This is a genomic window from Mariniblastus fucicola (genome assembly GCF_008087665.1).
GTDB classification, from domain to species: Bacteria; Planctomycetota; Planctomycetia; order Pirellulales; family Pirellulaceae; genus Mariniblastus; species Mariniblastus fucicola.
In genome coordinates this window covers 2,583,857-2,598,118 of record NZ_CP042912.1, presented here as the reverse complement: position 1 = coordinate 2,598,118, position 14,262 = coordinate 2,583,857, and the positions used below count along the sequence as shown (strand labels likewise).

The window sequence follows — 14,262 nt, the reverse complement described above, 5'->3', positions numbered from 1 at the left end:
AGGGACGTGGGAAGTAAAACTATTGACGCGAACGTCTTGCGAAAGCGTCGACCTTGACCATTTTCAGGGCCAACATGGCTTATCCAAAAAAATCTGAAACCAAAACGATCGTCGGAGCACTGATTTGGATCGCTGCGATTGCTGCGTTGCTGTTGCTGGTTCGCTCTCGGCTGGACGACAATGCGATCCTGAAACGGCTCAGCGGATACTTTGGCAAACAAAAGCGATCCATCGAACTAGTCAGCCACCAATATGAAATGCTGGGCTTTGGCGATCCTATTTTCCTGATCGACGGCGAAACCACGACACGCGTGGGGAACGTTTCATTTATCGATTTCGGCGAAGGCTATGAAGAGTACCGAATTGGTGACACGAAAAAAGCGACGGCGACACTGTACGGAAATGCTCCAGTCCTCACGCCCGGCGACTATCTAAAAGTGCACAAAACCGACCAGTCAGTCGAATGGGTGGTTCGTACGATGATGCCACCGGAAATGCGGGAACAGATTGGAAAACTGATTACCGACGCCTGGAAAGTCAATCAGGACGAACTGGTTGCGATGTTTCAACCGCTGATCGAGGAGTCCATCGCTGACGCCGGCAAAATTATCCAGGAAGATTTCAAGAACGCGATTGAAAATCACCGCGAACAGATCGACAAACTTTCGCAACGATACCAGGACGAGTTACTAAAGCAGAGAATCGTCCCGCTGGTTCGGGATGAAATTTGGCCCATCGTTCAGGAAGAGTCGCGACCGCTGGCTGAGACGATTGGACAGGAGATTTGGCAAGAGGTTTCTGTTTGGAGGTTTGGCTGGCGTTACATCTACGACCGTTCGCCGCTGCCAGAGAAAAAGCTGACTGAAAAGGAGTTCAATCGGTTTGTCGAATCAAAAGCGGTGCCCATTCTGGAAAATCATCTCGAAGATTTCATCGATGTTCAGAAGGAGATGTTGTCGCGGATTTCGAACAATGAAAAAGTCAAAGAAACATTTTCGGAATCCATCCACGAAGTTTCCAGAGACCCAGAGTTTCGAGAACTGGTTGCCTCAATTGTCCAGGAAGTTCTGGTCGACAACCAACGGCTGAAGCAAACTCTAAGATCCAAATGGCAGAGTCCGGAAGCCAAGCGGGCGATGGCGCGAGCCAACCGACGGCTTGACCCGACAGTGACCGAAATTGGTGCGACGCTGTTCGGATCAACGAAAACAGCCATCACGCCGCAATTCGCCCGCGTGCTTCGCAGCAAGGTGCTCCATAAAGACGAACGTTGGCTGACGCTGCACACGAAAGCGATCGGAAATCGTGACGAAGAACTGGCCAATCGAATCATTGCATCCAACGAAGCCCACAGCGATTCGCATCTGGACCAGCTTCCGATGTTCACGGAACTGGAGTCTTCCGAGTACCCGATGCCCGCGGCGCCTCCGATTGAAAATGTATTGCACAAACGAGCGGATCAAGAATGACAACTGCGGACAAGACGTCCTCCAATGCGCGGATCGAAGTAAAAGATCTTTCGGTGATCGCTGGCAAGAAAGTTTTGCTTGAGAATGCGAACGCTTCGTTTGACGCTGGCCAGATCACTTTGATCGTCGGCCCAAGCGGCGTTGGCAAATCAATCCTGATGCGGCTGATCGCGGGCCTGACCGATGGTTTTGGCGACGCCATCCAGTATATGGGCGACGTGACGATCAATGGAAAACAGGCCAGAAGCGGCGAAGCTGGAGTCGTGTTTCAGTCGTTTGCGTTGTTCGATGAACTTAGCCCTGTCGAAAACATTCGGTTTGCGAAAGCCTGCGGCGGTGCTCATGCGAGCGACGTTTCGGCAAAAGAAATCCTGGCCGAGCTAAACGTTCCTGCGAACGTTCCAACTTCCAGGCTCAGCGGCGGCCAACGACAGCGACTGGCGATCGCCAGAACGTTGGCTTACAACCCGCCGGCGATTTTGTACGACGAACCGACTTCGGGACTGGACCCGTTCACAGGCCAACAGGTCGCGAAACTGATCGCGGACACGCACACTCGATTTGGAAAGACTTCGGTCATCGTGACGCATGACTATCATTCGCTGATGCCAATCGCGGATCGTATCTACGTGCTCGACCCGCAACTGAAACAGCTGGTCGAAGTCGAGCGTGAGCAGTGGGCGACGATTCCGGAAAAGCTTGCTCCAATGGCGTCGAAAGTTCGGGCCGAAGAGGAAACGCCGGACGTCAATACGCTGGAACGTCTGGCGACAAAAGTCAAATCGCTTTTTGAGACCACGTCCAATGCCATGTTGGCTTTGCTCACGGGAGTACTGAGCCTGTTGCCGGTTTGGAAGTCTCCGACCTGGGGGCTTCGTTCGCTGTTGCACTTTTTGAGAATGGTGACTGGCCCGACGGCGATCCTGTATCTGATCGCCAGCGGATTTATCTCCGGATTCGTGACTACTTACTTCACGTTCAAGTTTTTGCCTTTTACGGATTATACCAAGCCATTGCTATTGGAAGATTTGCTGACCGCATTGGGTTTCGCAACTTATCGAATTTTCGTTCCGGTGTTGTCCTGTGTCCTGATCGCAGCCCGATGCGGCGCCGCGGTTACGTCGGATATCGGTGGCCGGCAATACGGAAACCAGGTAGACGCGTTGAGGACGTTTGGCAATCGACCCAACTTCTTTTTGCTAACACCGATCCTGTGGGCGTTTCTAATCGGGACTCCGCTGCTAACCTTTGCGGCGTATTACACAGCGCGGTACACCAGCCTGGTTACTTTTCTGGCGACGCATCCGGGGCATGGTGCTGAGTATTGGCATCAGTACTCAATGCGCGGGCTCGAGCAATGGTCGAGCTATTTATATAAGGGCTTCGGTTGGCTGATCGCCAAACTACTCGTCAGCGGTTTCGGCACGGCGATCATCGCCTATCGAAACGGCATGTCGCCTAAGTACTCTTCTGCGGACGTCAGCCGTAGCGTCACATCTACGATTTTATGGGCAACGCTTTACGTGTTGGTCGTGCATTTTGTGTTCTCGATGTTCGAGTTCGAGAACATTGTTCCGGGCGGGAAATAGTCAACGTCCTTGCAGATTTCAGCCGTGTGAAGTCTTGATCGCAAACTGCGTTCAGAGCGGTCTGGCCTTGGTTTCGATACCACGCTCAAAAGTGATAGCACGGGAACTCTACTTACAATAAAGACAACCCTAAAACTTTATCAGGATTGGTTGATTTGACAGGAACAAGAGGGCATTTCCGTTCCATTTGTTTGCAAAGCAACAGTTTTTTCTTCCGATACGATTTTCTGGAAACTGCTTGTAAAGCGGGACGACATGGAAGTGCAGTCCCCGAGTGGTAATGGACCCAGACCAATGATGGAGAATTGAAAATGGGGATCTCAAACTTTCGTTTCGCTATGCTTTCATGCATCGGCGGAGCATTTGCACTTGCTGGTTCAGCAAGTGCTCAACAGGCCACCCCGGCGGCCTACGCTACATCACCTGCTCCTGTCGTCTATCAGGACGCAGTGACATCTGATTGCGGTTGCTCAGGCACCACATCAGGATACTCTTACGACTCAGCCCCGTCTGCCTACGGTTGCTCAACTTGCAGCAGCGGAATCGGTACTCGTCTCGGAAACGGATGCGGACTGGGCAGTCGAATTGGAAGCCGTTGCGGCGGTGGACTTGGCGAGTGCAACCTTGGCGAACAGTGGAAGCTTTTCGGAAGCGACTGCGAAGAGCCACGTTTCAATCTTGGTGGATGGCTGCAAGGCGGCTACCACAGCGAAAACAACGGCCTGTTCAATTCGAACCGGGAAGATTTCAACCTGCACCAAGCCTGGTTTTACGCTGAAAAAGTTGCTGAATCAGAAAACGGTCAGCTCGGATTTGGTTTCCGTTTCGACGCCATGTACGGTATCGATTCTGGCGACACTCAAGCGTTCGGCAACACGCAGGACCTGGGCGGAAACCCACGTGGTTTCGACAACACGTTTGGCCGCGGTGGCGATTACGGTTGGGCGATTCCACAGTTGTACGGCGAAGTCGCTGGCGACAACTGGTCGGCTAAAGTAGGTCACTTCTACACGCTGATCGGCTACGAAGTTGTGACTGCCCCCGACAACTTCTTCTACAGTCACGCAATGACGATGTACAACAGCGAGCCGTTCACGCACACTGGTGCTATTGGAACATTCAACCTGTCAGACGACCTCACTGCTTACGCTGGTTGGACGCTTGGTTGGGACACTGGTTTCGATCAGTTCCAGGACGGAAGCAGCTTCCTTGGTGGTTTCAGCGCTCCAATGGGTGAGTTCTCGACACTGACTTACATGACTACCATTGGTGATCTCGGAGCTCGCGGACGCGAAGCTTACAGCCACAGCGTTGTGGTTGATACAGCTCTGACCGACAAGTTGAACTGGGTTGTTCAAAGCGATATGCTTCGCGTTGACAGCACCGGCGAAGACAACGTTGGGTTGAACCAGTACTTCCTTTACAGCATCAACGAATGCCTGGGCGTTGGCTCACGTATCGAATGGTGGAAAGGCGATTCGCTTACAGGATACGCTCCACACGGTGGAACGCTTCCAGCGACTGGCTCACACTCTTACTACGCAGCCACCTTCGGCGTTAACGTCAAGCCGCACGCGAACATCATCGTGCGTCCTGAGTACCGCGTCGACTGGTCGCCAGCACTCGGTTACGACGAAGGCTACTTCGGCGTTGACGTAATCGCACTGTTCTAAGCTGAGATCTGAATGCATCCGCTGCAACTGTAGCGGTCCATTGCCACACAGATTCCATTAACGGCAGTCCTTTTTAGGGCTGCCGTTTTTGCGTTGGTGAGCAACGGGATGGACTTACGGGCAGCCGACGGCAAGAATATAGCTTCCGCCACGTCGTCGCTTGATGCACAAAGCCTAAGGAGCTCACATGCGTTGGTTATCAACAGTTCTGCCATTCGCGATCCTGCTACTGGCATTCTTCGTTTTCGACAAACCGCTTCACGGTCAGAAGAATGCTGATCCAATCGAACCCGCTGAAGTCACAAAAAGCGCTCAGGCTCCGGTCCCCGACTCCACGCCAGAAAACATGCCGGCCAGATCCAGACCCGGAAACGCGCCAAAAGTCCAACGCAGCCAGCCAAAAAATCAACCTGCGGCAGCGAAACCGACGTCTGACATTGAGGTCCGCATGCCCGAGGACGTGAACACGCCCGTGTTGGTGATGGATTTCACCGGTGGATATCGCATGAAACTACCCGACGGTTTCGAGCCGACTCCAAACTTGCAAATCTTTCCCGACGGACGCGTGTTGACCGGGCGAAATACAAATTTGGTCAAGGAAGTCGAAGGGCAAATGGACCTGGTCGAGCTTCAAGCACTTCTGGCGTTCATCGCGGATGACTGCCGATTCTTCGACATAACGTCAGAATCAATCAAAGCCGACATTGCTGCAAAACGCAAATTCATGATGATGGATGCGGCCACGACCAAGTTGGAAGTTAATCTGCGGGACCATAGCAACACGGTCGAAGTTTACGCTCTCCCTCAAGTCGCCGACAAATTCAGCGACGTGCCTTCGGTGGCGTCAATGGTTGCGATCGCCAGCCGCTGCCGCCGCATCATCGCGGAAACTCGAGTCGGCTCTGATGAAGAGGCCGAAGCATCTTTGACATCCGTCAACGAGGCGTTGCTAAAGCAAAAAGTAAAGGCTCCGGAATTCACGCTGGAACATCTACAGGCTGCCGAGCAGTATGTCGATGGACGCCGCACCATTTCGTTCGCTCAAAACTTCACCGCTGACGAGAAGGAAATGGCGGGATATGCGACGCTGTTGATTGATGCCGAGGGTGGCGAGAAAGTCAATTTACACGTTTTCGAAACTCCACCAAAACGCAACAATCGATAGCCGCAAACACGCGGTTCAAATGTCGCTTACCAGTCAAGGCCATCGCGATGAAACCGATCAATGTCGCTGAGAAACTCGCTTCGTTTTCGCAACTTTGGCACCCGCGCCGGATTGCGAAGGTCGACAACATGCAGGTGATCATCGCGAAAGTCAGCGGTGAGTTCGTCTGGCATCAACACGACAAAGAAGACGAACTGTTCTTCGTTCAAAAAGGAACGCTGGAGATGCAGTTTCGCGACCGAACGGAAATCGTAAACGAAGGCGAGATGATCGTGGTGCCCAAAGGTGTTGAACACTGCCCGCGAACCCGCGACGGCGAGGAAGTGCATTTGATGATGTTCGAAAAACTTGGCACCAGCCACACGGGCGATTCAATAACCGACATTACGGTTGAAAAGTATCCTGAAATTTGACTGTTTCAATTCACCTTTATTTAACACCTTCGAAAACACTTCATGAAAAACAACTTCGCAGTTTCCGCGTTTGTCGCCGTCGCGCTGTTTTTGGTTTCTGGTCTGTCTGCCCAGTCACCGCACCTGCTGCCAGTTCCAACGCAGATCGTCGTCGGAGATCAGTCGCTGCAACTTCCGGCTGACATTTCCCTAAATTCTCCGGAGAATTCAGCCTGGGATCGGCATCTGCAGATCGTGGCCCAACACGTAGAGCGGATAACCGACGGACGACATCGCCTGGTGTTCGTACCGTCTGGGAACGCATTGCTGGACGTCCGAAAAGTCGACTCGATGGCGAAGGAAGCGTATTCGTTGGTGGTCTCGGCAGAGCAAATCAAAATTGAAGCTTCAACGTTGAAAGGACTTTCTCACGCGACTGCGACGTTGCTGCAAGTTCTCGGATCAGCCAAAGCGGGGCAAATTCCGCAGTTGAAGATCAACGACAGCCCCACGGTTTCGTATCGGAACTTCATGGTCGACATGGGACGAAACCCACACAGCGTCGAACTGTTAAAGGAAACGATCGACTTACTTTGGTTTTACAAAATTGATTCCCTTCAACTGCATCTGACCGACGACCAACGGTTTGCGTTTCCTTCGACGGCGTTTCCCAAACTTTGGGACGGTATCATCACTCTGGACCAGTTCAAAGAACTGGAGACTTACGCGACCGAACGCGGCGTTACGATCATTCCCGAATTGGAAGTTCCCGGACACTCGGGTTTGCTTCGTTCTCGCTACCCGGAAGTCTTCGGCAAAAGCGAAGCCGATCTTGCGACCAGTGAAACGGCTCTTCGCGGAATCAAAACGCTGCTGGATGAAATGATGGAAGTTTTTTCTTCTTCGCCCTGGATACACGTTGGCGGCGATGAAGCCAGCGGCGTTCCAGAGGTCGCGCAGCGGGATTTGATCAACATGCTTCACGCGTACTTGAAATCAAAAGGGCGAGAAACGATCGTCTGGGAAGGCCCACGTCCTGGCGAAGGCGAGAACAAGGTTAATACGGAAGTCATTCACATCAACTGGCGGACGATCAACTATCCGGCAAACGAAATGCTCGACGATGGTTACCGAGTCGTGAACGCCGGCTGGGATCCGCTTTATTTGGTGGACCACTATCCCCGCACCAACTTTACGATGACGTCGGCGCAGCACATCTACGAGACGCTCAAACTGACTCGTTTCAAACACGTCAATCCTGGCATTCCGACATTCGCAAAACCGATCGAAGTTGAGCCTTCCGATCGACTGATTGGATTCTGCATGCCGTGGTGGGAAGGCCGCGAAGAGAATTATTTCCCTCAGGTCACGCCGCGATTGATCGCGTTTGCCGATGTCAGTTGGAATCCGGACGCAGCCCGAGATTTCGCTTCGTACCGGGTTCGCGCAGAGAAAATTGAATCAGCAAGGTCAGCCGCGTTCTACCCGGTGACGATCAAGGCAGACGGTCTCGCAAATCAAACCGATGGCGTGTTCCATGAAAAAACTACTGTCGAACTTACGGTTTCCGATTCGTATTCCCAGGAACACGAAATCCGATTCACGCTGGACGGATCGCAACCGACGTTATCTTCGAATGTCTATTCGAGTCCACTTTTGCTCGAAAAATCGTCCACCGTCAGAGCTGCATTGTTCGACGGTGATGCTCAGCTCGGCCATGGTTCAAGACGTCATTTGCAGGCGGTGACTCCGGTCAAAAATCTCGCCCTCGGCAAACCGGTTACTTCGTCGGTGTCGTCGGAGAGTCCTTTTTCGGTGCAACGGGTTACCGATGGTGGGACTGGAAATCTGGATTTCTATCTGGCGTATCCTGCAGAGCCTCAACCGGTGGAAATCACGATCGATCTGGAGCAAACTCAGACGGTCGGCCGCGTGGTGGTCGTCGCCTATTCGATCAGTGGCTCTTTCGAGAAATATTCGGTCGAAGTTTCCGCCGATGGGGAGTCGTTTGAGGAAGTGGCCTCTCGATTGGAAAAGTCGGCCAAGGCAGAACTCTCAGTTGAGCACACGTTTGAAGCTCGCGACGTTCGCTTCGTTCGAATCGTCAGCCATGGTAACAAGGGCTACGTGTTTGATTCGTTCTCGAAGATCGTGGAAGTCCAGGTGTTCGAGTAGATCCGCAAGCGATTCCGCGGCCAAAGCGAACGTTGATCACTATATTTCGCGCACAAAAAAAGCGTGACCATTGGTCACGCTTTCTTGATCGCAATCTGTTTGGAGCGTTTACGTTCCCATCGTCGGAAGCAGCTCTTTGACCATCGTGATCGCAGCCGGGCCGACCAGTACCACGAAGATACCTGGAAAGATGCACAGAACCAGAGGGAAGATCAACGCCACCGCCGTCTTCGAGGCTTTCTCTTCGGCAATCTGCTTGCGGCGGACACGCATCGCATCACTTTGCGTACGAAGTGCTTTACCGACGCTGGTACCGAAACGATCCACCTGAATCAAAACGTTTGCCAACGTGTTCAAATCCTCAACGTCATTTCGCTCTGCCAACTCCTGCAACACGTGCTCACGCGTCTTACCCATTTGCAGTTGGTGGTTGCACTGGTTGAACTCGCCAGCAATGATCGGATGAGCTTTCTCCAGCTCTTCAGAGACGCGACGCAAGGCCTGGTCCTGACCCAAACCGGCTTCTACACAAACGACCATCAAGTCGAGTGCGTCGGGAAGGCCAAGGAAAATTTTCTCTTTCCGCTTGCCCGCGAGGATGCTGAGAATGACGCCCGGCAACAGGAAGAACAGCAACGCGATTCCACAAGCGTACAGCACAGCCGTCGTCGAGAATCCTTTGACCAGAATGGACCCGATGCCACCCATGAACAGGCCGAACAGTCCGCTGAGAACCTGCAGCGAAAGGAAGACTTCGACCGCTTTTTCGCCGCGGAAACCGGCAGAATCAAGCTTAACTTTAAGCTTGTTGACGTCCTGCTCGTTCTTCGGCTGAATCGCGCTCGACAGCTTCGGGCTGGCTTTCGTGAGAAGCTTGTTGATGCCCTCTCGAGCGCTATTCGAGTTGTCTACTTCCTCTTCTTCGCCACGTGCACGACGACGCATCGCATCGAGCCGAGACTCGCTGCGCGTTTGACCATTGAGGAACGTGTCAAACAGCAACCACAGCCCGACAGCGATCGCAACGAAGATCGCAATCGGCGTGACATATAACATCATATTTGCAAAAATAATCATTTCAGTCGCCTACACTTTGATGTTAATAATTTTCTTGATCCACAGAGCACCAACGACCTGCATGACGATCGCAACGGCAAGCATCTGGTGTCCCATCGGCTCTTCAAAGAGCTTCATGACGTACTTGTAATTCAGCTTCAGCATCACCAGGAAAAGAATCGGAGGCATCGCCAAAAGCACGGCACCGGAAATTCGACCTTCACCGGTCAGAGCCTGAATCATGCCTTTGATCTGCATCCGCTCGCGAATCAATTTTCCGATTTTGTCCAGGATCTCAGCCAGGTCACCACCCGTTTGCCGCTGCAGCATGACGGCGGTGGCAAAAAAGCGAAGGTCGAGGTCAGGAACGCGAGTACACATTTGCTCAAGGCTGTCGACAATCGTCGATCCGAGGTTCTGCTGCTCGTAGGCGGTATGGAATTCCGGCCCCAGGGGATCCGGTACCTGTTGGCCCACCAGTTGAATTCCGGCTGGCAAGCTTTGCCCTGCACGCAGAGCCTGAGCCATCAAGTCCAGCGCCTGCGGCAGTTGCGTCGCGAATCGTTTGAGGCGCCGTCCGCGTTTGAACCAGATATAAATGTATGGAAACGTTGCCAGTAATCCGCCAGCCAACGGGCCAGCCCAGATCAGTTTGGCAGGGAGCATGACACAGGCAATGACAGAGACCCCGACTCCCAATCCCAGCGTCATAAGAATAAAGTTGGCGACAGAGATATCGACATTCGATTGCTCGATGAACTTGCGTAGGTTGAACGTTTTGATCAACAGTTGCATTTGCGATTCGATGATGTTCGGCGCTTCTTCAAGCGGCGTACGAAGAATCGAGCTCTGGGCAGCTTCCGCGGGGCCACCGGTTCCGCGACCGCCGTTGCGAGTCAGGTTGGCAAGCCGATCGTCCAGCTTTTCGTTGTCTCCCATGAAGATCAACGAAACTGCGAAGATCGCGCCTGCGACTCCCAGCGTGATCAAGCCAATGATTATGTAAGTTCCCATTTTGCTTTCCTGCGGTTGAACCGTGGCGGCGGGTACCGGTGATTGGTTTGTTAAGCTGTGTTGCGGTAAAAGGTAAACGACCGAGCGGCGAATTCGGCCTGACAGTCGGCGGAACTAGTCTTCCATCATGACGCGTTCGCGGAAAATACTGGCCGGCAATTTGATGCCCATCTGCTCCAGCTTGTCCATACACTTTGGACGAACACCAGTACTGATGAACTTGCCTTTCGCACGACCATTTTCATCCACACCTTCTTTGACGAACTTGAAGATGTCCTGCATGATGATCGTGTCGTTCTCCATACCGCAGACTTCCGTGATCGCCGTGATCTTACGAGGTCCACCTTGCAAACGGTTGGCCTGAACGATCAGGTCGACGGCACTTGCGATCTGAGTACGCATGGCTTTGATCGGAAGGTCGAAGCCGCCCATCATGATCATCGTCTCCATACGAGCGATGCAGTCACGCGGCGTGTTGGCGTGCGTTGTGGTCAGCGAACCTTCGTGACCCGTATTCATCGCCTGAAGCATGTCAAGCGTTTCAGGACCACGACACTCACCGATGATGATTCTTTCAGGACGCATACGAAGGCAGTTTTTCACCAGATCCGTCGCGGTGACCTGTCCCTTGCCTTCGATGTTCGGTGGTCGAGTTTCCAGACGCACAACGTGATCCTGCTGCAGCTGAATTTCAGCCGCGTCTTCAATCGTAACGATACGGTCTTCGTTAGAGATAAAGCTGGACAGCGTGTTCAACAGGGTCGTCTTACCAGAACCTGTACCACCGGAGATGATAATGTTCAGACGGGCTTTCATGGCTCCTTCAAGCAGCATCACCATTTCGGGAGTGAAGGCTTTGAAGTTGAGCAGGTCTTCGAGTTTCAGTGGATTTGAACCGAAACGACGAATTGACATCGCGGCACCGTCCAGTGCCAGCGGAGGAATAATCGCGTTGACACGAGAACCGTCCGTCAATCGAGCATCCACCATCGGGCAGGTTTCATCGACACGACGGCCGACCTTCGAAACGATGCGGTCAATGATCTGCAACAGGTGAGCGTTGTCGCGGAAAATGACGTTGGTCTTTTCCATCTTTCCGCCGCGTTCCGCGTAGATGTTCTTGGGACCGTTGATCAGAATATCGCTGATCTTTGGATCCTTCAGCAGAATCTCCAATGGACCAAGCCCGAACGTTTCGTCGAGAACTTCTTCGACCAGCCGATCACGCTCGTTGCGATTGAGCAGGTTTTGCTCGCTGTCGCAGAGTCTTTCGACGATTCCGCGAATCTCGCGTTTGAAAACTTCACCATCAAGATCGTTGACCTTGCTGAGGTCGAGTTTGCCGATCAGCTTCTGGTGAATTCGCTGTTTGAGTTGATCGTATTCCGATACAGCTGCTGCGTTAGTACTCATGACAATCCGTGGAAGTACGTTTTGATTACAGACCGTGCGCAATCCCGATACTGCGGGGTCTGGAAAAGGTACCTCACGGGTCAAACCTGGTCCGGAAAATAGCTCAGGAGTTTCAGGAATTTACCGGACGGGCAAGCAATGACTGATACAGAACATTTAGCGGGAAAAATTCAAGAAACGCTAAAGGAACCATGCATCGCGACATTTACATGGTTCCGTACATTACCGCGGCGATGATGGCCGCCAAAATCGCTACGATCGCAATTGTGACCAGAAAGAAGAGGCTCGCGACTCCCAGAGCCCGGCCAACCGTCGTAGGCAGCTGAATCTTGACCATGGCTGTCAACACAAGAAACCCGATCAGCATGACGCCAAGCTGCAAAATAATAGCCAACCAGTTGTTGCCGCCCACGAAATAGGAAGCCGCAAACCCGACCGCGAATCCAATGAAATTCTGGATCAGCGTCGTGGACAAACAAATCAGAAACGCGTTGCCAAAACTGGGGGATGGGACGCCAAACTTGCAGGGTGGACGATCGGGATAGCCAGCAGCAAGCGGTGTCGTCGGAGACGCATAGGGGCTGTCGAAAGATACGGGAGCTTCAGATGAGACATCGATATCGACTTCGAGTTTAACCGGTGGTTGATGCGTTGGAACGACTTCATTTTCACCACCGAAGAATCTGTTGAACAGCGAGCACGCGGCTCGCAGGATTACAGCGCCAATCAGAGACCCAATAAGACATTGGACCAGCAGTCCGAATAAAAGAGCAGGAAGAAACAACATCTGGATATTTACTTAGGCATTTGAAAATGACACCAAATCCGGCGACACCCAATAACGTCCACCGAATGACGCGATCAGGAAATGATATCATCAACAACGTGGCCATGGACGTCCGTTAGACGAAATCGCCGGCCCTGGTATCGATACGTGAGCAGTTCGTGGTCGATCCCCAACAGATGCAGCACCGTCGCCTGCCAATCGTGAACGTGGACTCCGTTGTCGACAACATTCCACGCATACGGACAGGTTTCGCCGTACTGAAACCCTGGCTTGACTCCACCGCCGGCCATCCAGAGACTAAAAGCGCGGCCGTGGTGGTCGCGGCCATGTTTCTTTTTGTTAGTGATATCGCCCTGGCCGAAAACCGTGCGACCAAATTCGCCACCGAAGATGACCAGCGTGTCGTCCAGCAGGCCTCGCTGCTTGAGATCCTGAACCAAAGCCGCTGCAGGTTGATCAGTGTCTTTGCACTGAATTTCCAGTTGCGTCGGAATGTTTCCGTGCTGGTCCCATCCGATGTGCATCAGCTGAATAAAACGAACGTCCTGTTCCGCCAGCTTCCGCGCCAACAAACAGTTCCGCGCGAACGAACCGACGCGGTGAACGTCCGGACCGTACATGTCGAGGATGTGTTTTGGCTCGTTGGAAACATCGACGACTTCCGGAACGCTGGTTTGCATTCGGTACGCCATCTCGTATTGTTTGATCCGGGCCTCAATCTCGGGATCGCCGTAGTCGTTCAGCTTTTCCTGATTCAGTTCCGCCAAACGGTCCAGCATTTTACGCCGTAGTGGCCGCGGCATGCCTTTTGGATTGGAAAGATACAGCACGGGATCGCCGCCGCCGCGGAAACGGACGCCTTGATGTTGCGACGGGATAAACCCGCTGCCCCAGTAGTAGTCGTACAGCAGTTGTCCGCAAGTATTTTCTTTATCGCGCGAGTTCATCACAACGAACGACGGCAAGTTGTCGTTCAAATTTCCCAGCCCGTAAGACAACCACGCTCCCATACTCGGCCGACCGGGAATCTGCGAACCGGTGAGAAAGAAAGTTGCCGCCGGAGCATGGTTGATCGCTTCGGTGTTCATCGACTTGACCAGACAAATATCGTCCGCAATCTCTCCGGTGTACGGAATCAGATCGGACAACATCATTCCGGATTTGCCTCGCGGACGAAACGGCTTTAACGGCGGCAGGACAGGAAGCTGTTTCTGCCCGCTGGTCATCGTGGTCAGCCGCTGGCCCTGACGTACTGAATCAGGCAACTGTTCGCCGCGACGTTTCTCGAGCTCGGGCTTGTAGTCAAACATGTCGACGTGAGACGGCCCGCCGCTCATCATTAGATAGATGACGCGTTTTGCTTTTGCCGGATGATGTCCGCCGCCAAGGATGCCGTTTGCATCTTTTCCCGAGGCACTTTTCTGCGCAAACATCGTTGCCAACGCTGCCGCGCCGATTCCGGTCGCTGATCGGCCGAAGAATTGACGTCGGGTATTGTGTTGGTGGTTCTGGTCAATTGGATTCATCGT

General features: G+C 53.0%; 11 protein-coding genes. 6 read left to right on the top strand and 5 right to left on the bottom strand.

Features of this window, described 5'->3' with window-relative positions; translation table 11 throughout:
• Positions 1-74: 74 nt before the first annotated feature.
• The 6 genes from MFFC18_RS09515 (at position 75) to MFFC18_RS09490 (ending at position 8,463) form a co-directional block, all read left to right on the top strand.
• A complete protein-coding gene (locus tag MFFC18_RS09515; protein ID WP_075082267.1) occupies positions 75-1,469 on the top strand; it encodes a hypothetical protein in 1,395 nt (464 codons plus the stop codon).
• Positions 1,466-3,058, top strand: coding sequence for an ABC transporter permease (locus tag MFFC18_RS09510; protein ID WP_075082266.1), 1,593 nt, complete (start codon positions 1,466-1,468; stop codon positions 3,056-3,058). The genes MFFC18_RS09515 and MFFC18_RS09510 overlap by 4 nt, the downstream gene beginning before the upstream one ends.
• Positions 3,059-3,396: 338 nt before the next feature.
• Positions 3,397-4,731: an outer membrane beta-barrel protein gene (locus MFFC18_RS09505; RefSeq protein WP_157665020.1), complete on the top strand. Its 1,335-nt coding sequence runs from the start codon at positions 3,397-3,399 to the stop codon at positions 4,729-4,731.
• Between the two features lie 187 nt (positions 4,732-4,918).
• Positions 4,919-5,896: a hypothetical protein gene (locus tag MFFC18_RS09500; RefSeq protein ID WP_075082265.1), complete on the top strand. Its 978-nt coding sequence runs from the start codon at positions 4,919-4,921 to the stop codon at positions 5,894-5,896.
• A gap of 47 nt (positions 5,897-5,943) precedes the next feature.
• Positions 5,944-6,309 carry a cupin domain-containing protein gene (locus MFFC18_RS09495; RefSeq protein WP_075082264.1) on the top strand — a complete coding sequence of 122 codons (366 nt, stop codon included), beginning with the start codon at positions 5,944-5,946 and terminating at the stop codon, positions 6,307-6,309.
• A gap of 42 nt (positions 6,310-6,351) precedes the next feature.
• The gene (locus tag MFFC18_RS09490; protein ID WP_075082263.1) at positions 6,352-8,463 is read left to right on the top strand and encodes a family 20 glycosylhydrolase; all 2,112 of its coding nucleotides are present in this window, start codon (positions 6,352-6,354) and stop codon (positions 8,461-8,463) included.
• A 108-nt stretch (positions 8,464-8,571) separates the two neighbouring features.
• On the opposite strand, the gene MFFC18_RS09485 is transcribed toward MFFC18_RS09490, so the two are convergent.
• From MFFC18_RS09485 to MFFC18_RS09465, 5 genes are all read right to left on the bottom strand, one after another.
• Complete coding sequence (locus MFFC18_RS09485) at positions 8,572-9,540, bottom strand: type II secretion system F family protein (RefSeq protein ID WP_075082262.1); 969 nt, start codon at positions 9,538-9,540, stop codon at positions 8,572-8,574.
• A gap of 9 nt (positions 9,541-9,549) precedes the next feature.
• On the bottom strand, positions 9,550-10,533 hold the full coding sequence (locus MFFC18_RS09480; protein ID WP_075082261.1) for a type II secretion system F family protein: 984 nt from the start codon (positions 10,531-10,533) through the stop codon (positions 9,550-9,552).
• Between the two features lie 114 nt (positions 10,534-10,647).
• Positions 10,648-11,946 (bottom strand): CpaF family protein, encoded by a 1,299-nt coding sequence (locus MFFC18_RS09475; RefSeq protein WP_075082260.1) that lies wholly within the window; start codon positions 11,944-11,946, stop codon positions 10,648-10,650.
• Positions 11,947-12,151: 205 nt separating this feature from the next.
• Positions 12,152-12,733, bottom strand: a complete 582-nt coding sequence (locus MFFC18_RS09470; RefSeq protein ID WP_075082259.1) for a hypothetical protein — start codon at positions 12,731-12,733, stop codon at positions 12,152-12,154.
• 74 nt (positions 12,734-12,807) lie between these two features.
• Entirely contained in the window at positions 12,808-14,259 is a 1,452-nt protein-coding gene (locus MFFC18_RS09465) for a DUF1501 domain-containing protein (protein ID WP_075082258.1), read from the bottom strand.
• Positions 14,260-14,262 lie beyond the last annotated feature (3 nt).